This is a genomic window from Haemophilus sp. SZY H36, from assembly GCF_018829625.1.
In the GTDB taxonomy this organism is placed as follows: domain Bacteria; phylum Pseudomonadota; class Gammaproteobacteria; order Enterobacterales; family Pasteurellaceae; genus Haemophilus; species Haemophilus haemolyticus_K.
The window spans coordinates 550,359-572,915 of record NZ_JAHKKA010000001.1 but is presented as its reverse complement, the minus strand read 5'-3'; the positions used below and the strand labels follow the sequence as shown (position 1 = coordinate 572,915).

Below are 22,557 nucleotides of genomic sequence, written 5' to 3'. Positions count from 1 at the left end.
TAAACTTTTCGATTAATAGAGCAGTGAATAAAGCAATCGGCGAAATTTATTTGTTAACGGATCAGCATTGCCCATTGCACTTAAAATGGATAAAAATTGTTGTTTAACTTCACCATTCTGCGCGCCTAAGTCAGTTTTTAAAATACCGAAAAGTAGTGTCAGCGCTTCTTCATTTCGTCCAGCTTGATGAAGTTGTACAGCAAGTTTTATTGCAATTTCAGCTGTTGGGTTTTTAGCATAATCGTCCTGTAATTGTTGGATTTCAGGTGTATTGGCTGCTTGAATTTGTAGCTCAATTTGTGCTTGTAATCCGTGCCAACGACTATCACGATCTTGCAATGGAATTTGTTTTAGAATTTCCTGTGCTGGCTCCGTTTTTTTCATTGCAATATAGGTTTCAGCGTAGAGCAGGGCGACATCACTATTTTTCTTATCAGAAAGTTCCCATGCATCTTTCAATAATGGCAATGCTGCCTCATAATTTTCTACTTGCAAGAAATCTAATGCTTGTTGGAATTTTAAATCTTCTTCTTTCGGTAAAATAATGCTTAGTCGTTGGATTAATGACGCTTTATCAAGCGCGCCTGGAAATGCATCTAATGCCTGTGCTTCTTTAAACAAATAGGTGGTTGGCAACGCTTGGATGCGGAATTGTGCGGCAATCATTTGCTCTTTTTCACAATTTACTTTTCCAAGAACAAATTGTCCTTGATATTGTTCTGCAACTTGCTCAAGTAGCGCCAAAAAATCCGCGGATTCTTTATGCGTTGGTGCGTAAAAATTGATGATAAGTGGTTTTTCTAAGGATTGTTGCAGTACTTCAGTAAGATTTTGTTCGTTGATGTCAACGATAAAAGGAAAATCAGCCATGTTTTATCCTTGTGAAAAAATAATGGCTGATTTTAACAAAGTGCGGTCGATTTTAGAAATGTTTTACTCTTTCAATGAGGGAAAGATTTTTGCCAGGAGCAGTTTTCCCATCATTTCAATATGTTGTGGTTCTGCATTGAGTGCCGGAATATATTGGTAAAATTGTCCGCCATTAGTGAGAAAATTCTCGCGGTTTTCCTCATCAATTTCTTCAATAGTTTCTAAACAATCAACCGAAAAACCTGGGCAAATGACGGCTATTTTATGAATACCTTGTGATGCTGCATTTTGGAGAAATTTATCCGTGTAAGGTTGTAACCATTCTTCTCGCCCAAAACGTGATTGGAAGGTTATTCCCCATTGGTTTTCGGTCAATCCCAACTTATCTACAATAGCAAGCGTTGTCTGTTTGCAGTGTTCACGGTAGTAATCACCCATATTTTCATAACGTAATGGGATACCATGATAAGAAAATAGCAAAAACTCATCGGGTTTTAACCGCGCTTTTATGGAATTGGCTAAGGCGTTAATGTAATTTTCATCAACATGATAAGAATGAATAAAATCGAACGGTACCATTCCCCGCTCTTCTTTAAGGGCATGGGCAAAGGCATCAAATAGCGCGCCTGTTGTTGTACTAGAATATTGTGGGTAAAGGGGGAGTACAATAATTCGTTCAACTTTATTTTTAAGTAAATTTTTCACCGCACTTTGCATTGATGGGTTGCCGTATGTCATCGCAATTTCTACTTGAGCATCAATATTTTGCTTATTTAAATAGGCTTGTAATGCATCTTTTTGTTGTCGTGAAATGGCAAGTAAAGGCGAACCTTGCTCTGTCCAAATTGCTTGGTAATTTTTAGCGATACGTTTTGAACGTAATGGCAAAATAACAGCCTTGAGTAATGGATACCATTTGTAAGGAGATAAATCGACTACTCTTGGGTCGGTTAAAAATTTCCATAAATAACGGGATATAGCAGATGAGGTGGGCGCATCGGGTGTCCCTAAATTGGCTAAAATAATCCCTATTTTTTGATTTGCTATCATAAGTTTAGAATAGAAAGTGTAAGTCGAGAAACGCAGCAAAGTTTATCTTGTTCATCACGAATGTCAATTTGCCATACGTGGATATTTCTATTTAAACTAATAGGCGTAGCCTTTGCTGTAACAATGCCTTGCTTTACTGAACGTAGGTGATGGGCATTAATATCAAGTCCCACTGCAATTTTATTTTCTTCTATTGCAAGGTATCCAGCCAATGAACCTATCGTTTCTGCTAATGCAACAGATATTCCGCCATGTAATAGACCAAAAGGTTGGGTTGTACGATGATCCACAGGCATTGTCGCTTCAATCCAATCTTCGCCAAAAGCAGAAATTTCAATGCCAAGATGGCTAACGGCACTGTTGGAGCAAAGTTGATTTAAGTTTTCGAGCGTGAAGTTTTTTTGCCAAATCATGATATTCCTTTCATTACGCTAAAATTTCTAATAATGCCTGCACAGGGTGTTTTAGCACCACATGTTCATAACGTTTTACCTGACTGCGGCAAGAATAACCGGTTGCTAAACAAAAGTGCGGATCTTTTCCGTGCAGTTTTTTATGCCACGATACATCGTAGATTTCTCGGCTCATTTTTTGATTTTGCACTTCATGTCCAAATACACCTGCCATACCGCAACATCCTACTTTTTCTACATTCAGTTGTTGCCCAAATCTTCCAAAAATTTCTTGCCATTCTTTTGGGCTGTTCGGCATAAAGGTAGATTCCGTACAATGCGGGAATAAATACCAATCGGAAGTGCGGTCAGTTTTTGCGATGTTTTTCAGTTTATCTTGTAATGTCGTATTTTGTAAGCGTTGTTTTAACCATTCGTGAGCAGTGAGAACGTGGAAATCGCCACGTTTTTCTTGTAGTGCTTCCTTGTATTCATCTCGATAAGACAGCACGATGGCTGGATCAACGCCTACAAGTGGAATGCCTAATTTTGCCATTCGATTTAAAAACTCGGCTTGGTTTTGTGCTGTTTTGCTAAAGCGTTTTAAGAAACCTTTAATGTGCATTGCTTTGCCGTTTGGTTTAAATGGCAACAGAATTGGTGTGAAGCCTAATTTCTGCGTAAGCATAACAAAATCGCGTACCACTTTCGCATCATAGTAAGATGTGTAAGGATCTTGCACAATAAATAAAATATCGTTTTTTTCTACCGCACTTAGACCTTCCAATTCTTCCAAGGATTTGCCTTGATAATGAATTTCCACCAGCTGTTGTTGCAAATTGGGTTCAGAAAGCAAGGGCAAATCAGTCATGCCTAGTGTTTTTTCCACTAATGTTTGCGTGACTTTTAGCTTGGTAAAATAATTAAAGAATTTTGCCTGCTTTGCCATATAAGGCGCAGCGATTTCTAAATTTGCCACAACGTGATCTTTTACTGGGCGTAAGTAGCGGCTGTGATAAAAATGAAAGAATTTCGCACGGAAACTTGGTACATCAATTTTAATCGGGCATTGACTAGCACAGGCTTTACAAGCAAGACAAGTATCCATTGCAGCTTTCACTTCGTGAGAAAAATCATAATCCCCTCGCCATTTTTGAACCGTATTGCTTAGTCTTTTCACAAGTGCGGTTAATTTTATTTCTGTTTTACAGAAGTCTAATTGTTCGGGCGAAACATTTTCATTTGCCATCAATCGAAGCCATTCTCGAACCATAGCTGCGCGACCTTTCGGCGAAAATACACGATTTTTACTGACTTTCATCGATGGGCACATGATGCTGTGTTCATCAAAATTGAAACATAAACCGTTTCCATTGCAGTTCATCGCCCCCTTAAATTCATCTCGTATTTGGATAGGAATTTGGCGATCCTTATCAGCCCGCATTGGCGAAAGAATAGAATAAAGTTCCTCTTCGGAATCCAAAGGCGTACAGATTTTGCCGGGATTTAAACGATTGTTTGGATCGAATAAGGTTTTGATATAACGAAGTTCGTGCCAGAGTTCTGGGGTAAAGAATTTTTCGCCGTAATGGGAACGCACGCCTTTTCCGTGCTCTCCCCAGAGTAATCCACCATATTTAATCGTAAGTTCGGCGACTTCATCTGAAATTTGTTTGAATAATTTCACTTGTTCTTTATCGCATAAATCAAGCGCTGGGCGAACGTGTAATACGCCCGCATCCACGTGACCAAACATGCCATATTGTAAATGGTGCTTGTCTAATAAAGTGCGAAATTCACTAATGTAATCCGCAAGATTTTCTGGGGGGACACAAGTATCTTCTACAAACGGAATCGGTTTGGCTGCGCCTTTTGCGTTACCAAGTAAGCCTACTGCTTTTTTGCGCATTGCATAAATACGTTCAATAGAAGGTAAATCTGAGTAAACTTGATAGCCAATAATGTGATCTTGGTTGTGTTCGATTTTTTCATCAAGTGAGCGACAAAGTGCGGTGACTTGGCGGTCTATTTTTTCTTTATTATTACCAGCAAATTCCACAATATTTAAACCAAGAATTGGATCTTCTTCATCTTCTGTAAGAAGTTCATTCACCGAGTGCCAAATAATATCTTGTTTAGCGAGATTTAAGACTTTGGAATCAACGGTTTCCACAGAAAGCGCATTGGCTTTCACCATAAAAGGTGCATTGCGTAATGCTGCATCAAAAGAACGATATTTAATATTGATGAGCGTGCGATACTGCGGAATAGGCAGAAGATTGAGTTTGGCTTCACAAATAAATGCGAGAGAACCTTCAGAACCAGTGAGAATTCTGGTGAGATTAAATTCACTTTCATCTTCATTAAATACATTTTTCAGATCGTATCCCGTTAAAAAACGGTTAAGTTGTGGCAGATCTTTAATGATTGCCGCTCTTTTTTCTTTACAGTGTTGTGCAATGGTTTGATGGAGTCTTTTGCTACTATCACTTAATTCAAGCGTATCGATGTTTTCTAAAACATCAACAGAATTGACAGCACTGGTATCTAAAATCTCACCGTTCATTAATACTGCGCGTAATGCCAAAACATGATTAGAGGTTTTACCATATTGCAATGAACCTTGCCCAGAGGCATCCGTATTAATCATTCCACCTAACGTTGCTCGATTGCTGGTGGATAGCTCTGGGGCAAAGAATAAACCATGTGGTTTTAAAAATTGATTAAGTTGATCTTTTACTACGCCTGCTTGTACACGAACCCAACGTTCTTTGACATTGAGTTCTAAAATAGCAGTCATATGGCGAGAAAGATCCACTATTATATTGTTATTGATGGATTGTCCATTTGTGCCAGTGCCTCCACCACGAGGAGTAAAGGTGAGGAATTGATATTCAGGTAAATTTGCCAATTTGGTTATACGTACTATATCAGCAACAGTTTTCGGAAAAAGAATCGCTTGAGGAAGCTGTTGGTAAACGCTGTTATCCGTAGCAAGACTTAATCTATCTGCATAATTTGTAGCGATATCCCCTTCAAAATGTTGTTTTTTTAGTGCTTGGAGATAGTTAAGGACATCTTGTTCAATTTGTGGAGTGCGATTTAGACTTGGCAACATAGCATTTAACTCATTTAAAGCTATAAATACAGGGTGTTCTCGATAATATCTTAAGGAGCGCACAATGTCGAATTAGATTTTGAGCGTTTTGAAGAAGCGTTTTGTGGAGTAAATTAGTCAAGAATAGTGTATTTTTGGATAAAAAATAAACAAAAAGTTCAAAAAAATTTGATCTTTTGAATTTTTATAGGATAATAATCGCACTTTTGAACGTTCCTTTGGCGTAAACAAAGGAATTGAATTTGTCAAAAGGTAACAATAGGGCAAATTCAAAACCCTAGTTAAGCAAATGCTTTGAGTGTAACTTTCCCTAAAAGTTCCATTATAAGCAAGGAAACTTTTCTTATTAATAAACGATGACTAAATAGAGGACATCAAAATGAAAAAAACTGCAATCGCATTAGTAGTTGCTGGTTTAGCAGCGGCTTCAGTAGCTCAAGCTGCACCACAAGAAAACACTTTCTATGCAGGTGTTAAAGCAGGTCAAGCATCTTTCCACGATGGTATTAACAAAAACAGTGTTATTGCTAACAAATTAAGTGTTAATGATTATGGTTATAACCGTAATTCTTTCACTTATGGTGTATTTGGTGGTTACCAAATCTTAAATCGTGATAACTTAGGTTTAGCAGTGGAATTAGGTTACGATGATTTTGGTCGTGCAAAAGCGCGTGAAGCTGGTAAAACTGTTGCTAAACACACTAACCACGGTACTCACTTAAGCTTTAAAGGTAGCTACGAAGTGTTAAATGGTTTAGATGTTTACGGTAAAGCAGGTGTGGCTTTAGTACGTTCTGACTATAAATTCTACGATAAGACAAATGGTGCTCGTGATCACGAAGAAGGTCGTCACAGCTTACGTACCTCTGGTTTATTCGCAGTCGGTGCAGAATATGCAGTATTACCAGAGTTAGCAGTTCGTTTAGAATACCAATGGTTAACTCGCGTAGGTAAATTCCGTACTCAAAATGCTCACAATAGCTCTGTAGATTACAACCCATGGATTGGTTCTATCAACGCTGGCGTTTCTTACCGTTTCGGTCAAGGCGCAGTAGCTGCACCAGCTATGGCTCCTGAAGTTGTAAGCAAAACTTTCAACTTAAACTCTGATGTAACTTTCGCTTTTGGTAAAGCAAACTTAAAACCACAAGCTAAAGCAACTTTAGATGGTATCTACGGTGAAATCGCACAAATCAACAGTGCTAAAGTAGCTGTTGCTGGTTACACTGACCGTATCGGTTCTGATGCTGGTAACTTAAAACTTTCTCAACGTCGTGCAGACACAGTAGCTAACTACTTAGTACAAAAAGGCGTAGCAACTAACGCAATCTCTGCAACTGGTTACGGTAAAGCAAATCCAGTGACTGGCGCAACTTGTGACCAAGTTAAAGGTCGTAAAGCGCTTATCGCTTGTTTAGCACCAGACCGTCGTGTTGAAATCGCAGTTAACGGTACTAAATAATTTTAGTATTCGTTTAACGAAAGATTAAATACAGAAAAAAAGGCTTAAACTTCGGTTTAGGCCTTTTGTTTTATTAAGATAATAATCCTAGAATTTCACTCAAGTTTTAACTTGTGGTAGAATTCAATCCTCTTTTATTCGTGGGGAACATTATGGAAACCTTAGACAAAATTAAAAAACAAATTAGTGAAAATCCAATTCTTATCTATATGAAAGGCTCACCTAAATTACCATCTTGTGGTTTTTCGGCGCGAGCAGTAGAAGCACTGATGAATTGTAAAGTACCTTTTGGTTATGTTGATATCTTACAACATGCTGATATTCGTGCTGAATTGCCTGTTTATGCGAATTGGCCTACTTTCCCACAACTATGGGTCGAGGGAGAGTTAATTGGTGGGTGTGATATTATTTTGGAAATGTATCAATCTGGGGAGTTGCAAACTTTATTAAATGAAGTTTCTGCAAAACATGCACAAAATTGATTAATCAATAAAAAATCCCGCATTCTTTTAAAAGTGCGGGATTTTTTTAGCTTGTTTAGACTATTGTGTTGCTTGAATTGCAGTTAATGCAATAGTGTAAACAATGTCATCGACTAATGCGCCACGAGATAAGTCATTAACAGGTTTTCGCATACCTTGAAGCATTGGACCTACCGCAACTAAATCAGCAGAGCGTTGAACTGCTTTATAGCCGATATTACCCGCGTTGATATCAGGGAATACAAATACATTTGCTTGACCCGCTACTTTAGAATTTGGTGCTTTAGAAGCTGCCACATCTTTCATCACAGCTGCATCGTATTGCAATGGACCATCAATTAATAAATCAGGGCGTTTTTCTTGTGCAATACGGGTTGCCTCTTTTACTTTCTCGACTGATTGACCCGCACCAGAAGTACCAGTTGAATAAGAAAGCATTGCCACTTTTGGTTCTAAACCAAATGCTTTTGCAGATTCGGCTGATTGGATTGCGATTTCAGCTAATTGTTCCGCTGTAGGTTCTGGATTTACCGCACAGTCGCCATAGACTAATACTTGGTCTGGTAATAACATAAAGAATACAGATGAGATAATTGAACTGCCAGGCGCGGTTTTGATGATTTGCATCGGTGGGCGAATAGTGTTTGCCGTTGTATGAACGGCACCAGAAACTAAACCATCAACTTCGCCAGCTTCTAACATCATGGTGCCTAATACAACGGTGTCTTCTAATTGTGCGCGAGCTTGTTCTTCAGTTAAGCCTTTAGATTTACGTAATTCAACTAAACGAGCAACGTAGTTTTCGCGTACGTCAGCTGGATTGATGATTGTTACGTCAGCACTTAAAGTCACGCCTTGTTCTGCTGCGACTTTTTTCACTGATTCAGGATCCGCTAATAATACTGATTTTGCGATACCACGTTCAGCACAGATTGCAGCCGCTTTAACAGTGCGAGGTTCGTCACCTTCTGGTAATACGATAGTTTTGCCTGCTTTGCGTGCTAAATCAGTTAATTTGAAACGGAATGCAGCTGGAGAAATACGTGCTTTACGAGCAAGTGGTGCAGAGATTGCCGCAACTAATGCTTGTTCATCGAAGGTTTTAATTTTTCCTGCTTGTGCACCAAATACACCTAATATATCAGCGTTGTTCACACCACCAAATTCTGAAGCAACGGCTTCTATTAATGTGCTTTCTTCATTGTTTGCTACTAAGATGATTTGTGCATCTAAGGTTTGCGCAATCGCAAAGTTTAAGCTATTTGCAAAAGGCGCTTGAGCTGAAGGTTGAACACCTTTAACAACCACTAGATTTGCATTTAATGCTTGGAAATCAGCAACGATTTTTTCTAACAACACGTCTTTTTGATTATTTGCGATGAATGCTTGAGCGGCTTTTACATCTTCTACTGCATTGAATATAACCGCATTTGTTGTTTTAGCGATTTGTAATGCTGATGCTAAATTGGCTTCTGTGCTAGTTGGAATAAGAATAACTGCTTTAGTCATTTTGATATACCTTTTAATAAATGAAAAAAACCTGCTGATTTTTCAGCAGGTTTGATGGAAGTTGATTAGCCCGCTAAACGTGCGGTATCTTGAGCGATGACTAACTCTTCATTAGTTGGAAGTACAATCGCTTTAAATGCAGAATCATCAGTAGTGATTACGCCATCTTTACCGAAGCGTGCCGCAAGATTGCGTTCGTTATCCACTTTAATACCAAATAATTTTAAGTGATTTAATGCTAATTCACGAACATGAGCGGAGTTTTCACCGATACCACCCGTAAATGCAATGGCATCTAAGTGATCATCGCCTAATACCGCCATATAAGCACCGATGTATTTTGCTAAACGGTAACTATAGACGTCTAATGCACGTTTTGCTTCAGGCTTAGACAGATCGTCGTAGTTATCTTCTGCATAACGACAGTCACTGGTTACCTCAGTTAAACCTAAAAGACCGGATTTTTTCACTAAAGTCTCTTCGATTTGTTCCATTGACATACCTAAGTTTTTGTATAGGTAGAATACTATTGCAGGGTCGATATCACCACAACGAGTGCCCATTACTAAACCTTCTAACGGAGTTAAGCCCATTGATGTATCAATACATTTACCGTTACGAACAACAGAAACAGACCCCCCATTACCTAAGTGACAAATAATCGTATTGACTTGGTCTGCAGGTTTACCTACATATTCAGCGACTTCACGAGAAACGAAGTAGTGGCTAGTACCGTGAGCACCATAGCGACGAACAGCGTGCTCTTTATAGAGTGAATATGGAAGCGCATATAAGAATGCTTCTTCAGGCATAGTTTGGTGGAAAGCAGTATCAAATACGGCAACATTCTTATCTTTTAAATGTGGGAAGGTTTTAAAGGCTTCACGAATACCGATTAGGTGAGCAGGGTTGTGAAGTGGGGCAAATTGTGCTGCATCTTCAATACCTTTAACCACTTCATCTGTGATTACAACGGATTGAGTGTATTTTTCACCACCGTGAACGATACGGTGACCAATCGATGTGATTGAGTTTTTAAGCTCATCAGTCATAATGTTTGATGCAATGAAGTCAAGTGCTTCAGTATGTGCTGCACCTGCACCTAAATCTGCGCTCCCTTTCTCACCGTTAAGTTTCCATTTAATGCGAGCTTCTGGAAGGAAAAATGCTTCAGCTAAACCAGATAATTTTTCTTCACCTGTTGCTGGATCAAGGATTGCAAATTTTAATGAAGAACTACCACAGTTAAGGATTAGAACAAGTTTTGACATAGGAACCCTATATTTGATTAAAGTTAATGAAAATCCACTCAGTTGAATGGACTGAAAAAATCGGACATAGGATACACTTTTTGACAAATAAAATAAATTCGTCTATGCATAAAAATTCATCAGGTTATTAAATTTTTTGAAAATTTAAACTTTTTGGGTAAGGTGACAAAATAATATAAAGTGGGGTATGATAAGTGCGGTTATTTTAACGAGCATTTTTATGGCATTTTTTTCCATTTTAAAACAGGGACAAGTTTATCTTAATACTTGGCCGCAGGAGGCTAAGTTAGGCATGATTTTCCCTGAAAACCGTATTATGAAAGCCACGAGTTTTGCACAAAAATTCATGCCCTTTGTTGCTGTATTTGCAGTGGTGTGGCAACAGATTTATGCAAAAAATGATTTGATGGCCTTTTCTATTGCAATTTTGACCTCACTTTTTGCCTTGCTTATTCCTTTTCAAGGTCTTTATTGGCTTGGTAAGCGTGCGAATTCGCCATTAGAAAATCAAAGTGCGGTATGGTTTTATGATATTTGCGAACGCTTAAAACAACTACATGAACCCTTGCCTTTTGTGCAAGATCAACCGACATACCAACATTTAGCAGAAGTCTTAAAGAAAGCTCAAAGCAAATTTGAACGTGCTTTTTGGCAGGAAATTTAGTTTACGCAAACGTTTTCTTTTTGGCTTTATTTTTGTAAAATACCTCGGTCGTTTTAAACGGCCGTTTTTTATTGAGAGATTATTTAATGATCGATTACATTATTATTGGCATTATCGCTTTTTCTATTCTTGTCAGTTTATTACGCGGTTTTGTTCGCGAAGTGCTTTCACTCGGTAGCTGGGTTGTAGCATTTATTGTAGCAAGCCAGTTCTATCCTTATCTTGCAGCTTATCTTACGCAAATTGAATCAATGTATATTCGTAATGGAACCGCGATCGGGATTTTATTTGTACTGACTTTAATCGTGGGTGCCATAGTAAATTATGTGATTAGCCAATTAGTAGATAAAACTGGTTTAAGCGGCACTGATCGTGTTTTAGGTGCGATTTTTGGTTTAGTGCGCGGTGCACTGATTGTCGCTGCGTTATTATTTTTCATGGATACCTTCACCAATTTTGAACAAACTGATTGGTGGAAAGAATCTCAATTAATACCGCACTTTGGTTTTATTATTGAATGGTTCTTTCAACAACTTCAGGCTAGTTCAAGTTTTTTAAATCCAACGCTTAATCAATAAGGAACACAAAATGTGTGGTATTGTCGGTATTGTTAGCCAAAGTCCGGTTAATGAATCTATTTATGCGGCATTGACGCTTTTGCAACATCGTGGGCAAGATGCTGCGGGCATTGTGACGGTTGACGATGAAAATCGTTTCCGCTTACGCAAAGCTAACGGTTTAGTGAGTGATGTGTTCCATCAAGAGCATATGCTACGGTTGCAAGGAAATGCTGGGTTGGGGCATGTTCGCTATCCTACAGCAGGGAGTTCTAGCGTCTCAGAGGCGCAGCCTTTTTATGTGAATTCTCCTTATGGTGTCACTTTGGTGCATAACGGCAATTTAACCAACTCAGTGGAGTTAAAAGAAAAGGTCTTTAAAACTGCCCGCCGTCATGTAAACACTAATTCAGATTCCGAACTTCTTCTAAATATTCTTGCAAATCACCTTGATCACATTCCTCAAGAGAAACTTGATCCAAAAGATATTTTTAATGCTGTTAGTCAAACTCACAACGATGTTCGTGGTGCTTATGCTTGTTTAGCGATGATTATTGGGCATGGCATGGTTGCGTTTCGTGATCCTTTTGGTATTCGTCCTTTAGTGTTGGGTAAACGCGAAGAAAATGGCAAAACTGAGTATATGTTTGCCTCTGAAACAGTTGCTTTAGATATTGTGGGTTTTGACTTTGTTCGCGATATTGCCCCTGGTGAAGCTATTTATGTGACGTTTGATGGTGAGCTTTATTCGCAACAATGTGCCGAAAGTGCGGTGCTAAATCCTTGTATTTTTGAGTATGTTTATTTTGCACGCCCAGATTCAACAATTGATGGTGTCTCTGTTTATGCTGCACGTGTTCACATGGGGGAAAAACTCGGACAAAAAATTGCAAAACAATGGGCGGATGAAATTGATAATATTGATGTGGTGATTCCCGTTCCTGAAACCTCCACAGATATTGCGTTACAAATAGCTCGTGTACTAGGGAAACCTTATCGCCAAGGATTTGTGAAAAATCGCTATGTCGGTCGTACGTTTATTATGCCGGGACAAGCGCAGCGTATTAGTTCTGTTCGTCGCAAATTGAATACCATTAAAGCTGAATTTAAAGATAAAAATGTCTTATTGGTGGACGATTCTATCGTTCGCGGTACAACCTCTGAGCAAATTGTTGAAATGGCTCGCTCAGCTGGCGCGAAGAAAATTTACTTTGCCTCTGCTGCTCCAGAAATTCGTTATCCGAATGTATATGGTATTGATATGCCGAGTCGCGATGAACTGATCGCTTACGGTCGAAATGTTGATGAAATTGCGCATTTGATTGGCGTAGATAAACTAATTTTCCAAGATCTGACCGCACTTACCGAATCTGTTCAATTAGAAAATCCGGCTATTCGAGGATTTGATTGTTCAGTATTCACTGGCGAATATATTACAGGCGATATCACGCCAAAATATTTAGAAAAAATTGCAAGTCAACGGAACGACAGTGCAAAGAAAAAACGTGAAAAACAAGCATCTAATCTTGAAATTTATAATGAACAATAAATGGCGATAAGGCGAGATATTTAGTCTGATAAAAAATCACCGCATTAAAAAAGTGCGGTGATTTTTTTATTTGTTTTTTAGGATATCTTTTAGATAGTTTTCGCAATCAGAATATTGAAATTGGAATCCAGCGTTGAGTAATTTTTCAGGCACAACATTTTGGCTTTCTAGTAATAGATTCGCTCGTTCGCCAAGAATGAAATGTAATATCCATTTGGGAATGATTGCAAAGGCAGGGCGCTTTAATATTCCAGCCAAAGTGCGGTTAAATTTATGCTGTTTTATAGGATTCGGGGCGGTGAAGTTAAATGAGTCTTGGCACTCTGAATGATCGAGTAAAAATAAAATGCCATTGACCATATCTTCCAAAGCAATCCAGGGAAAATATTGCTCTCCATTGCCTAGTTTGCCACCAAGTCCCCATTTGTATAAAGGCAACATTTGAGCAAGGGCACCTCCTTTCTTAGAAAAGACCATGCCTGTTCGAATCAAACAAACCCTCCCATTAGCTTGTCGCGCAATATTTTCCCAATCTTGGCATAATTGTGCGGTGAAGGTTTTTGCTGTTTTGCTTGTTTCGGTAATTTTTTGTTCGTCTTGATCGCCATAAATTCCAGTCGCTGAACCTGAAATAAAAATAGGGTGTTGTTGATACTGATTGATGAATTCAACTAGTTGAGTGGTAAGGCTTAAACGACTTTCTCGTAAAATAGATTTTTGCTTTGTCGTCCAAGCTTTATGAAAAATCGGCTCACCAGCAAGATTGATGATGGCATCAAACTGTTCTTGTAAATCGAGTTCTGAAAGTGCGGTAATAAATTTGATATTTTTTTGCTTTGAGATAGTGTGCGGCGTACTTGAGCGCGTTAAGATCGTCACTTGTTCATTGCGTAAGCAGAGTTGTTCAACAAGTGCTTTGCCGATAAGTCCCGTGCCCCCAGTTAATAAAATGTTCATTACAGCGCGTTTTCAAATAAACGTTGAACATTTTTGAGTAAATCGACAATTTTTGTACCACGCGTTGGTGTGATAAAAATTGTGTCATCGCCTGCGATAGTGCCTAAGATGCCTTCTGATTTTCCAATTGAATCGAGCAAGCGAGCGATGAGTTGTGCCGCACCTGGAGAAGTCTTAATGACAATTAACATATCATTGTAATCAACGTCTAATACAAGATTTTTTAATGGACTACTGGTATTAGGAACACTTAATTCACCTGGTAAGCAATAGACCATTTCCATTTTGGTATTACGGGTGCGAACAGCGCCAAATTTGGTGAGCATTCTTGATATTTTTGATTGATTAATGCCTGTAAAGCCTTGTTTTTTTAAGGCATCGACAATCTCACTTTGAGAGCCAAAGCGTTCTTGATTGAGTAATTCTTTAAAAGCGCGAGTTAAATTGTCAGTCATTTTTATTTTTCAATAGTCAAAAATTTGCATAAGAATTGCATAAAAATTCATTTTCAGCAACTTGAATGTGAATAAAAGCAAAGAGAAGGAAAAAATTACCTCAGAAATGTGAACTAGATCATAGAATGATATTTCTCTGTTTGTAATTGTGAGATGAAAATTTTAAAATCAGGTCATCTTAAATTAACTAACACATAAGGAGTATTTATGAAAGTTGCAGTATTAGGCGCCGCAGGCGGTATTGGTCAAGCATTAGCGTTATTACTAAAACTTCAATTGCCTGCTGGTTCAGATTTAGCATTATATGATATTGCCCCTGTTACCCCAGGTGTTGCAGTGGATGTGAGCCATATTCCAACTGCAGTGAATGTGAAAGGTTTTTCTGGTGAAGATCCAACGCCTGCACTTGAAGGTGCGGATGTTGTATTAATTTCTGCTGGTGTTGCGCGTAAACCTGGTATGGACCGCTCTGATTTATTTAACATTAATGCAGGCATTGTTCGTGGTTTAATTGAAAAAGTCGCGGTTACTTGCCCGAAAGCATGCGTTGGTATCATTACTAACCCAGTAAATACTACCGTTGCGATTGCTGCAGAAGTATTGAAAAAAGCAGGCGTTTATGACAAACGTAAATTATTTGGTGTGACAACTTTAGACGTGTTACGTTCTGAAACCTTTGTGGCTGAATTAAAAGGTTTAAATGTTTCTCGTACGAGCGTTCCTGTTATTGGTGGTCACTCAGGTGTGACTATTCTTCCATTACTTTCTCAAGTTCAATATGCTGAGTGGAATGAAGATGAAATCGAACCATTAACAAAACGTATCCAAAATGCAGGTACAGAAGTGGTCAATGCAAAAGCTGGTGGGGGTTCTGCAACGCTTTCAATGGCGCAAGCTGCAGCGCGTTTCGCTCGTTCTTTAGTGAAAGGATTGAGTGGCGAGACAGTTGTTGAATGTACTTATGTTGAAGGTGATGGCAAATATGCTCGTTTCTTCTCTCAACCAGTTCGTTTAGGCAAAGAAGGCGTAGAAGAAATTTTACCAATTGGCCCATTAAGCAATTTTGAACAACAAGCCTTAGAAAATATGTTGCCGACTTTACGTGCAGATATTGAATTAGGTGAAAAATTTATTAATGGTTAATCATTAAAAAAATAAGGGGAGCGTTAGCTCCCTTTTTCATGTTTAGATAAAAAGCCACCAAATGGTGGCTTTGTTTGTATCTTTATTATTTCTGACGCATTGCAGGGAATAAGATAACATCACGAATTGATGGTGCATTTGCATAAAGCATTGCTAGACGGTCGATACCTAAACCTTCACCGGCTGTTGGTGGTAAGCCGTGTTCTAGCGCAACAACAAAGTCTTCATCTTTAAACATTGCTTCATCATCGCCCGCTTCTTTCGCAGCCACTTGTGCATCAAAACGTTCATTTTGATCTTCCGCGTCATTTAACTCTGAGAAACCATTACCGATTTCACGACCACCGATAAAGAGCTCAAAACGATCTGTTACATCTGGATTTTCATCATTACGACGTGCAAGTGGCGAAATTTCCGCAGGGTGAGCCATTAAGAATGTAGGTTGAATTAAGTGATGTTCAGCTACTTCTTCAAAAATTGCATTGACAATGCTGCCTAAACCCCAAGATTTTTGTACTTCAATACCTAAGCGTTCTGCCGTGGCTTTTGCACGATCAAAGTCATATAAATCTTCTTTTACGATCCCTTTGTCTGCACCATATTTAATGGTTGCATCGTGTAACGTAATACGTTCGAATGGTTTACCAAAATCAAATTCGTATTCACCGTATTTCACAATAGTGGTACCAAGAATATCAATCGCTAATTTACGAAGCAGTTCTTCGGTGTTATCCATTAAATCATGGTAGTCCGCATACGCTTGATAGTATTCAAGCATGGTAAATTCTGGATTATGACGAACAGAAACCCCTTCATTACGGAAGTTACGGTTTAATTCAAATACTCGTTCAAATCCACCAACGACTAAGCGTTTTAAATAAAGTTCAGGCGCGATACGTAAATACATATCCACATCTAATGCATTGTGATGGGTTACGAAAGGACGCGCAGATGCACCGCCTGGAATCACTTGTAACATTGGCGTTTCCACTTCCATAAAGCCTTTAGAAATGAAATATTCACGAATACCCGCGACAACTTTAGAACGAATAATAAAAGTGCGGCGAGATTCTTCGTTAGAAATTAAATCTAAATAACGTTGGCGATAGCGAACTTCTTGGTCGGTTAAACCATGGAATTTGTCTGGTAATGGGCGAAGTGCTTTGGTTAATAGTTGAACTTCAGTGGTTTTCACGGTGAGTTCATCGGTTTTTGTTTTAAATAAAGTGCCTTTAACGCCAACGATGTCACCTAAATCCCAGGTACCAACGTCATCTTTATAAACACCTTCAGGCAAATTATCGCGTGCAACATAGAGCTGGATTTTACCGCTCATATCTTGAATGGTGATAAACGTCGCCTTGCCCATTGCACGGCGAGTCATAATACGGCCAGCAACTTGTACTTCAATGCCTTTCTCTTTTAATATTTCACCGTCTTCTGCATCATATTGATTGTGTAAATCTTGTGCGAGAGCATCACGACGAAACTTGTTTGGAAATGCATTACCTTTTGCACGTAATGCGGCTAATTTTTCACGACGAACGAGCATTTCACCATTGAGATCTAATTCTTTAACTTCTTGTTCTGACATATTGTTTACCTTTAATTTTAACTTTAAAAATACCTTCAAAAATAACCGCACTTTTGGGTTATTTTTTATGATGGGATAAGTAACGCGTCTTTACTCATCCAGCAAATCATGCTTAAAGCCCAGCTTTTAAACTTGCTTCAATAAATCGATCTAAATCACCATCTAATACGGCTTGCGTATTACGGTTTTCCACGCCAGTACGCAAATCTTTAATGCGTGAATCGTCTAATACGTAAGAGCGAATTTGGCTTCCCCAACCAATGTCGGATTTATTATCTTCCATTGCTTGCTTATCCGCATTTTTCTTCTGTAATTCAAGCTCATACAATTTTGCTTTTAATTGTTTCATCGCTTGATCTTTGTTCTTGTGCTGTGAACGATCGTTTTGACATTGTACAACAATACCACTTGGCATATGGGTAATTCGCACCGCACTTTCAGTTTTGTTTACGTGCTGCCCACCTGCCCCTGATGCACGATAAACATCAATACGTAAATCAGCAGGATTGATTTCAATATCAATATCGTCATCAATTTCAGGATAGACAAATGCCGCGCTGAACGATGTGTGACGACGGTTATTGGAATCAAATGGACTTTTACGCACCAAACGATGAATACCAGTTTCTGTTCGTAACCAACCAAAAGCATATTCACCGGTCACTTTAATCGTTGCCGATTTCAATCCAGCTACATCACCGTCAGATACTTCCATCAGTTCAGTTTTAAAACCTTTGCTTTCAGCCCAACGGAGATACATACGGAGCAACATTTCTGTCCAATCTTGAGCTTCCGTACCGCCAGAACCAGCTTGTAAGTCCACATAGCAATCGCAAGCATCATGTTCGCCACTAAACATTCGACGGAACTCTAATTTTTCGAGTTGTTGTTCGAGTTCATCTAATTCAGCAACTGCTTCATTGAAGGTGTCTTCATCTTGTGCTTCGATGGCAAGTTCTAACAACCCATCAACATCTTCTAAGCCTTGTTCTAAATTTTTGATGGTATTTACAACTTGTTCTAAAGAAACGCGTTCTTTACCAAGCGCTTGGGCTTTATCTGGATCATTCCAAACATCCGGCTGTTCTAATTCGGCATTGACTTCTTCTAAACGCTCAACTTTGGCATCGAAGTCAAAGATACCCCCGAAGCACCGAAGTGCGATCGGTTAAGTCGGTGATTTTATTTTTTACAGGATTGATTTCAAACATAATAAATTCACTGTGTGATAAAGTGTGGAATTATATGCTATTTTCTGATTTTTGGATAGTTTGACCTTGCAGAAATTAGCAATCTCTCTATAATTTCAGACTTTCTTACTCAAGCTAATTTAGGAACAAAAAATGAAGAAAATTTTTACCGCACTTTTATGCGTGGCTGCGGCTAATGCAATGGCAAACGATGCCACTATTAAAAGCAAATTACAGTCTCTTGGTGCATCAAATATTGATGTTAAATCCTCGCCAATTTCAGGCATCAAAACTGCCGTCACAGATCAAGGCGTACTTTATGTGACGGAAGATGGAAAATATGCTTTCCAAGGTAAACTTTACGAGCTCACAAATAATGGTCCTGTTGATGTGGCGGGTAAAATTTTAGTGGATAAACTTAATTCTTATAAAAATGAGATGATTGTTTATCCCGCTAAAAATGAAAAGCATGTTGTGACGGTATTTATGGATATTACTTGCCATTATTGCCATTTATTACATCAGCAATTAAAAGAATATAATGATCTTGGTATTACCGTGCGTTATTTAGCTTTCCCTCGTGCGGGCATGAATAACCAAACTGCAAAACAAATGGAAGCAATTTGGACGGCTAAAGATCCTGTTTTTGCTTTAAACGAAGCTGAAAAAGGTAATTTACCGAAAGAAGTTAAAATCCCAAATGTTGTGAAAAAACATTATGAATTAGGCGCACAATTTGGCATAAATGGCACACCGAGTATTGTTACCTCAACGGGTGAGCTTATTGGCGGTTATTTAAAACCTGCTGATTTATTGAGTGCACTTGAAGAAACCGCGAAATGATTTTATAATGAAAAGCAAGGGGCAGATGCCTACCCCTTGTATTTAGTCGGTTATGCTTAATATGCTGGGGAGCTTAAAAGCATTAACAATACGAAGACTATGATATAACTACATAATTTAGGCATTATTAAAATCCTTAGCTGACACAATAGTTAGACTAATGGTCAGTAGGGCTTTTAACCCCTGTCAGCATTCAGGGTTAAAAGCCCTGACCGACGGGAAAAGTATAGATAAAAGAGCTGTTGATTTCAACAGCTTTTTGCTTTTAGATATGAATTAATATCCAGTGAAAAAACTTATCAAACGCCGTGAAATTCCAGTTGGAAATTCTGTTTCAAACCATCCGTTATTAGATCGTCTTTATCGCGCACGCCATATTCAAAACACCGAAGAATTAGACCGCACTTTAAAATCAATGCTGAATCCAAATCAGTTATATGGTATTGAACAAGCGGTAAATTTATTAGTGGAAGCTTACCAACAACAGCAAAAAATAGTGATTGTTGGGGATTTTGATGCTGATGGTGCAACCAGTACAGCATTGAGTGTGCTGGCTTTAAGACAACTTGGTTTTGCGGATGTGGATTATCTCGTACCAAATCGATTTGAACAAGGTTATGGTTTGAGTATTCCAGTGGCTGAAATGGCGATTGAAAAGGGCGTTCAGCTATTAATGACGGTGGATAATGGCGTTTCATCTTTTGAAGGCGTTGCATTTTTGAAAGAGAAAGGTGTCCGTGTTTTAGTGACGGATCATCATTTACCTCCCGAAACTTTGCCGCTAGCCGATGCTATTGTTAATCCTAATTTAAGCCAGTGTGGTTTCCCTTCAAAATCCTTAGCGGGCGTTGGTGTTGCGTTTTATTTGATGTTAGCCGTACGAGCAAAATTTCGTGAACTGGGTATTTTTACTGCAGAAACACAACCTAATTTTACTGACTTGCTCGATCTAGTAGCATTGGGTACTGTTGCGGATGTGGTGCCTTTAGATCAAAATAATCGTATCCTTGCTTATCAAGGCTTAATGCGGATTCGTGCACGGCGTTGCCGCCCAGGTATTGTTGCATTAGCAGAAGTGGCTAACCGTAATGTTGAACAGTTTACTTCAAGTGATCTCGGTTTTTGTATCGGACCTCGTTTAAATGCAGCGGGGCGTTTAGACAATATGTCGATTGGAGTAGAGCTTTTACTGGCGGACGATATGCTAAAAGCCAGAGAATTGGCTTTAGATCTTGATCAACTCAACCAAACGCGTAAAGAAATTGAAGCTGGCATGAAGCTTGAGGCGTTAGAAATTTGCCAAAATCTCACCGCACTTTTTAAAGAGTTACCTTCGGGGATTACACTTTATCAACCAAATTGGCATCAAGGTGTGTTGGGAATAGTATCCTCTCGAATTAAAGAACAATATCACCGTCCAGTCATTGCCTTCGCGAAAGATGGTGAGGGAATCTTGAAAGGTTCTGCGCGTTCTATCGAAGGTTTGCATATGCGTGATGTTTTAGAGCGTATTCATTCGCAACATCCTAATATGATTTTAAAATTTGGTGGCCATGCGATGGCTGCAGGATTAAGCCTTCGAGAAGAACACTTTGATGATTTCCAACATATTTTTAATCAAACCGTTGCCGATTGGCTTGATGAAGAACATTTACAAGGTGTAATCTGGACCGATGGCGAATTAAATTTAAATGAATTTAATCTTGAAGCGGCGGAACTAATAAAATCAGCAGGCCCTTGGGGACAAGCTTTCCCAGAGCCTTGTTTTGATGGCGAATTTAAAATTTTAGACCAGCGTGCAATTGGACAAAATCAAAACCATCTCAAAATGTTAGTGGAACCAAAACAAGGTGGGCCTTTATTAGATGCGGTTGCGTTTAATATTGACACAAGATTGTATCCTGATCTTTCAATTAAACAGGCAAGATTTGCATATAAATTGGATGTTAATGAGTTTCGTGGTAACCGAAATGTACAGCTTTTAGTGGAATATATTGAAGCGATTGATGAGTAATATTTTGAAATTTTATGGATTATTCGTATTAGGCTTATTTGGGTTTACATCATCGGTTCTAGCCGAAGTAAATCAAAAAGAATTTTCTACTCAAAATCCACCGCACTTACCATCTTCTGATGTCATGCATTTTGAAGATGGGCGGGATTATTTTTCTTATCAAGAGCCTATTGAACAAGCGCCTAGAGCAGACAAAAAAATACGTATTCAATTCTTTTTTGATTACGATTGCCGCGTATGTTCATCAGCGCAAGATATTTTAGAGCTTTATAGTCAAATGCGAACAAATAAAGTTGCGTTGGAGCAATATCCTATTGCAACTGCGGATAGTCAGTTTAGCGCACGCGTTTTTTATACCTTGCAAGCACTAAGTGCGGGTGAATTATCTAATGTTTTATTATTTGAAACTTCAGAAAAATCCCGTTATGCAGAGTTGTCTGCGACAAATAAAATTCAACAATGGGCGGAAGAGCAAGAGCTAGATAAGCAGTTATTTATTCAAACTGAAAATTCAGAAAGAGTAAAAGAACAAATTCAAGATGCGATTGAATTGACGGAAGAATATGGTGTTTTTACCTATCCTTACGTTGTCATTGGGGGAAAATATGTACTCACGGCGAGTACGCTTTATAACGATGATTATAGCGTGGCAGTGTTAGATTTTTTGGTAAATAAAATAGAACAGGAACAAAAGTGATGAAAATCGGAATTGTTGGTGCAATGGCGCAAGAAGTCGAAATTTTAAAAAATTTAATGGCAGGGAGAACTGAAACTCGAGTAGCAAGTGCGGTCATTTTTGAAGGCAAAATTAATGGTAAAGATATTGCATTGTTGCAATCAGGTATTGGCAAAGTGGCAGCTGCAATTGGCACGACGGCATTGTTGCAATTAGCCAAGCCAGATTTTGTGATCAATACCGGTTCTGCAGGTGGGGTAGCAAAAGGCTTGAAAGTGGGGGATATTGTGATTTCTGATGAAACACGCTATCACGATGTGGATGTGACAGCTTTTGGTTATGAAAAAGGGCAGTTGCCCGCTAATCCCGCAGCATTTTTATCGGATAAAAAACTAGCTGACCTCGCTCAAGAAATTGCAGAAAAGCAAGGACAATCAGTAAAACGTGGTTTAATTTGCTCTGGCGATAGTTTTATTAATAGTGAAGACAAAATTGCACAAATAAAAGCTGACTTCACGAATGTGACGGGGGTTGAAATGGAAGCCACAGCGATTGCACAAGTTTGCTATGCTTTTAATGTGCCTTTTGTGGTGGTTCGAGCAATTTCTGATGGAGGAGATGGTGAAGCAAGTATGTCTTTTGAAGAGTTCTTACCGTTGGCTGCAAAACAGTCTTCGTCATTAGTATTAGGGATGATTGATAGACTCTAGTAATAATCTTTTAATCAGATAATAAATTTTACAATTAAATCATAAATATTA

At 38.7% G+C, this 22,557-nt stretch carries 19 protein-coding genes and 2 pseudogenes; 10 read left to right on the top strand and 11 right to left on the bottom strand.

Features of this window, described 5'->3' with window-relative positions:
• Nucleotides 1–12 precede the first annotated feature (12 nt).
• The 4 genes from KP713_RS02520 to ydiJ form a co-directional block, all read right to left on the bottom strand.
• The gene (locus KP713_RS02520; protein WP_215769761.1) at nucleotides 13–870 is read right to left on the bottom strand and encodes a co-chaperone YbbN; all 858 of its coding nucleotides are present in this window, start codon (nucleotides 868–870) and stop codon (nucleotides 13–15) included.
• Nucleotides 871–933: 63 nt separating this feature from the next.
• Nucleotides 934–1,920 (bottom strand): ferrochelatase, encoded by a 987-nt coding sequence (hemH, locus tag KP713_RS02515; RefSeq protein WP_139990276.1) that lies wholly within the window; start codon nucleotides 1,918–1,920, stop codon nucleotides 934–936.
• Nucleotides 1,917–2,333: a hotdog fold thioesterase gene (locus tag KP713_RS02510; RefSeq protein WP_048954097.1), complete on the bottom strand. Its 417-nt coding sequence runs from the start codon at nucleotides 2,331–2,333 to the stop codon at nucleotides 1,917–1,919. Before KP713_RS02510 ends, hemH begins: the two co-directional genes overlap by 4 nt.
• Before the next feature lie 13 nt (nucleotides 2,334–2,346).
• Nucleotides 2,347–5,430, bottom strand: coding sequence for a D-2-hydroxyglutarate dehydrogenase YdiJ (gene ydiJ, locus KP713_RS02505; protein ID WP_140523123.1), 3,084 nt, complete (start codon nucleotides 5,428–5,430; stop codon nucleotides 2,347–2,349).
• 379 nt (nucleotides 5,431–5,809) lie between these two features.
• Between ydiJ and ompA the strand changes: the two genes are divergently transcribed.
• Both ompA and grxD read left to right on the top strand, forming a co-directional pair.
• Complete coding sequence (gene ompA, locus KP713_RS02500; protein ID WP_048954095.1) at nucleotides 5,810–6,892, top strand: porin OmpA; 1,083 nt, start codon at nucleotides 5,810–5,812, stop codon at nucleotides 6,890–6,892.
• A 152-nt stretch (nucleotides 6,893–7,044) separates the two neighbouring features.
• Nucleotides 7,045–7,374: a Grx4 family monothiol glutaredoxin gene (gene grxD / locus KP713_RS02495; protein ID WP_048954094.1), complete on the top strand. Its 330-nt coding sequence runs from the start codon at nucleotides 7,045–7,047 to the stop codon at nucleotides 7,372–7,374.
• 60 nt (nucleotides 7,375–7,434) lie between these two features.
• Here grxD and pta read toward each other — a convergent pair.
• The 3 genes and pseudogenes from pta to KP713_RS02485 form a co-directional block, all read right to left on the bottom strand.
• Nucleotides 7,435–8,484: pseudogene (gene pta / locus KP713_RS02490) on the bottom strand (phosphate acetyltransferase); the annotation flags it as partial.
• A 72-nt stretch (nucleotides 8,485–8,556) separates the two neighbouring features.
• A pseudogene (locus KP713_RS09085) lies at nucleotides 8,557–8,883 on the bottom strand (AAA family ATPase); the annotation flags it as partial.
• Between the two features lie 65 nt (nucleotides 8,884–8,948).
• Entirely contained in the window at nucleotides 8,949–10,154 is a 1,206-nt protein-coding gene (locus KP713_RS02485; RefSeq protein WP_048954092.1) for an acetate kinase, read from the bottom strand.
• Between the two features lie 220 nt (nucleotides 10,155–10,374).
• On the opposite strand from KP713_RS02485, the gene yfbV reads away from it, so the two are divergent.
• The 3 genes from yfbV (at nucleotide 10,375) to purF (ending at nucleotide 12,924) form a co-directional block, all read left to right on the top strand.
• A complete protein-coding gene (gene yfbV, locus KP713_RS02480) occupies nucleotides 10,375–10,818 on the top strand; it encodes a terminus macrodomain insulation protein YfbV (protein ID WP_048954091.1) in 444 nt (147 codons plus the stop codon).
• Between the two features lie 86 nt (nucleotides 10,819–10,904).
• Nucleotides 10,905–11,396 carry a CvpA family protein gene (locus tag KP713_RS02475; protein WP_005626270.1) on the top strand — a complete coding sequence of 164 codons (492 nt, stop codon included), beginning with the start codon at nucleotides 10,905–10,907 and terminating at the stop codon, nucleotides 11,394–11,396.
• A gap of 10 nt (nucleotides 11,397–11,406) precedes the next feature.
• Nucleotides 11,407–12,924 (top strand): amidophosphoribosyltransferase, encoded by a 1,518-nt coding sequence (purF, locus tag KP713_RS02470; protein WP_139990278.1) that lies wholly within the window; start codon nucleotides 11,407–11,409, stop codon nucleotides 12,922–12,924.
• Between the two features lie 66 nt (nucleotides 12,925–12,990).
• Here purF and KP713_RS02465 read toward each other — a convergent pair whose 3' ends face one another.
• Together KP713_RS02465 and argR are read right to left on the bottom strand one after the other, a co-directional pair.
• Nucleotides 12,991–13,881 carry a TIGR01777 family oxidoreductase gene (locus KP713_RS02465; protein WP_048954089.1) on the bottom strand — a complete coding sequence of 297 codons (891 nt, stop codon included), beginning with the start codon at nucleotides 13,879–13,881 and terminating at the stop codon, nucleotides 12,991–12,993.
• Nucleotides 13,881–14,336: a transcriptional regulator ArgR gene (gene argR, locus KP713_RS02460; protein ID WP_005638679.1), complete on the bottom strand. Its 456-nt coding sequence runs from the start codon at nucleotides 14,334–14,336 to the stop codon at nucleotides 13,881–13,883. Before argR ends, KP713_RS02465 begins: the two co-directional genes overlap by 1 nt.
• A gap of 207 nt (nucleotides 14,337–14,543) precedes the next feature.
• On the opposite strand from argR, the gene mdh reads away from it, so the two are divergent.
• Nucleotides 14,544–15,479, top strand: coding sequence for a malate dehydrogenase (gene mdh, locus KP713_RS02455; RefSeq protein ID WP_005634845.1), 936 nt, complete (start codon nucleotides 14,544–14,546; stop codon nucleotides 15,477–15,479).
• A gap of 85 nt (nucleotides 15,480–15,564) precedes the next feature.
• On the opposite strand, the gene lysS is transcribed toward mdh, so the two are convergent.
• Both lysS and prfB read right to left on the bottom strand, forming a co-directional pair.
• The gene (gene lysS / locus KP713_RS02450; RefSeq protein WP_050838325.1) at nucleotides 15,565–17,073 is read right to left on the bottom strand and encodes a lysine--tRNA ligase; all 1,509 of its coding nucleotides are present in this window, start codon (nucleotides 17,071–17,073) and stop codon (nucleotides 15,565–15,567) included.
• A gap of 112 nt (nucleotides 17,074–17,185) precedes the next feature.
• Nucleotides 17,186–18,284, bottom strand: a protein-coding gene (gene prfB, locus KP713_RS02445) for a peptide chain release factor 2 (RefSeq protein WP_252346289.1) whose coding sequence is annotated in 2 segments (ribosomal slippage) — nucleotides 17,186–18,208 and nucleotides 18,210–18,284 — 1,098 coding nt in all. Because the reading frame shifts where the segments join, the coding sequence is not laid out codon by codon here.
• A 132-nt stretch (nucleotides 18,285–18,416) separates the two neighbouring features.
• Between prfB and dsbC the strand changes: the two genes are divergently transcribed.
• The 4 genes from dsbC (at nucleotide 18,417) to KP713_RS02425 (ending at nucleotide 22,506) form a co-directional block, all read left to right on the top strand.
• Nucleotides 18,417–19,106, top strand: a complete 690-nt coding sequence (gene dsbC / locus KP713_RS02440) for a bifunctional protein-disulfide isomerase/oxidoreductase DsbC (protein ID WP_215769759.1) — start codon at nucleotides 18,417–18,419, stop codon at nucleotides 19,104–19,106.
• Between the two features lie 286 nt (nucleotides 19,107–19,392).
• On the top strand, nucleotides 19,393–21,120 hold the full coding sequence (recJ, locus tag KP713_RS02435; protein WP_215769758.1) for a single-stranded-DNA-specific exonuclease RecJ: 1,728 nt from the start codon (nucleotides 19,393–19,395) through the stop codon (nucleotides 21,118–21,120).
• Complete coding sequence (locus KP713_RS02430; RefSeq protein ID WP_215769757.1) at nucleotides 21,113–21,817, top strand: thiol:disulfide interchange protein DsbA/DsbL; 705 nt, start codon at nucleotides 21,113–21,115, stop codon at nucleotides 21,815–21,817. The genes recJ and KP713_RS02430 overlap by 8 nt, the downstream gene beginning before the upstream one ends.
• Nucleotides 21,817–22,506, top strand: coding sequence for a 5'-methylthioadenosine/adenosylhomocysteine nucleosidase (locus KP713_RS02425; RefSeq protein WP_215769756.1), 690 nt, complete (start codon nucleotides 21,817–21,819; stop codon nucleotides 22,504–22,506). Before KP713_RS02430 ends, KP713_RS02425 begins: the two co-directional genes overlap by 1 nt.
• Nucleotides 22,507–22,557 lie beyond the last annotated feature (51 nt).

Coding starts and splice junctions, on each gene's coding strand:
- KP713_RS02520 (WP_215769761.1), bottom strand. CDS start 870: ATGGCTGATTTTCCTTTTATCGTTGACATCAACGAACAAAATCTTACT.
- hemH (WP_139990276.1), bottom strand. CDS start 1,920: ATGATAGCAAATCAAAAAATAGGGATTATTTTAGCCAATTTAGGGACA.
- KP713_RS02510 (WP_048954097.1), bottom strand. CDS start 2,333: ATGATTTGGCAAAAAAACTTCACGCTCGAAAACTTAAATCAACTTTGC.
- ydiJ (WP_140523123.1), bottom strand. CDS start 5,430: ATGTTGCCAAGTCTAAATCGCACTCCACAAATTGAACAAGATGTCCTT.
- ompA (WP_048954095.1), top strand. CDS start 5,810: ATGAAAAAAACTGCAATCGCATTAGTAGTTGCTGGTTTAGCAGCGGCT.
- grxD (WP_048954094.1), top strand. CDS start 7,045: ATGGAAACCTTAGACAAAATTAAAAAACAAATTAGTGAAAATCCAATT.
- KP713_RS02485 (WP_048954092.1), bottom strand. CDS start 10,154: ATGTCAAAACTTGTTCTAATCCTTAACTGTGGTAGTTCTTCATTAAAA.
- yfbV (WP_048954091.1), top strand. CDS start 10,375: ATGGCATTTTTTTCCATTTTAAAACAGGGACAAGTTTATCTTAATACT.
- KP713_RS02475 (WP_005626270.1), top strand. CDS start 10,905: ATGATCGATTACATTATTATTGGCATTATCGCTTTTTCTATTCTTGTC.
- purF (WP_139990278.1), top strand. CDS start 11,407: ATGTGTGGTATTGTCGGTATTGTTAGCCAAAGTCCGGTTAATGAATCT.
- KP713_RS02465 (WP_048954089.1), bottom strand. CDS start 13,881: ATGAACATTTTATTAACTGGGGGCACGGGACTTATCGGCAAAGCACTT.
- argR (WP_005638679.1), bottom strand. CDS start 14,336: ATGACTGACAATTTAACTCGCGCTTTTAAAGAATTACTCAATCAAGAA.
- mdh (WP_005634845.1), top strand. CDS start 14,544: ATGAAAGTTGCAGTATTAGGCGCCGCAGGCGGTATTGGTCAAGCATTA.
- lysS (WP_050838325.1), bottom strand. CDS start 17,073: ATGTCAGAACAAGAAGTTAAAGAATTAGATCTCAATGGTGAAATGCTC.
- dsbC (WP_215769759.1), top strand. CDS start 18,417: ATGAAGAAAATTTTTACCGCACTTTTATGCGTGGCTGCGGCTAATGCA.
- KP713_RS02430 (WP_215769757.1), top strand. CDS start 21,113: ATGAGTAATATTTTGAAATTTTATGGATTATTCGTATTAGGCTTATTT.
- KP713_RS02425 (WP_215769756.1), top strand. CDS start 21,817: ATGAAAATCGGAATTGTTGGTGCAATGGCGCAAGAAGTCGAAATTTTA.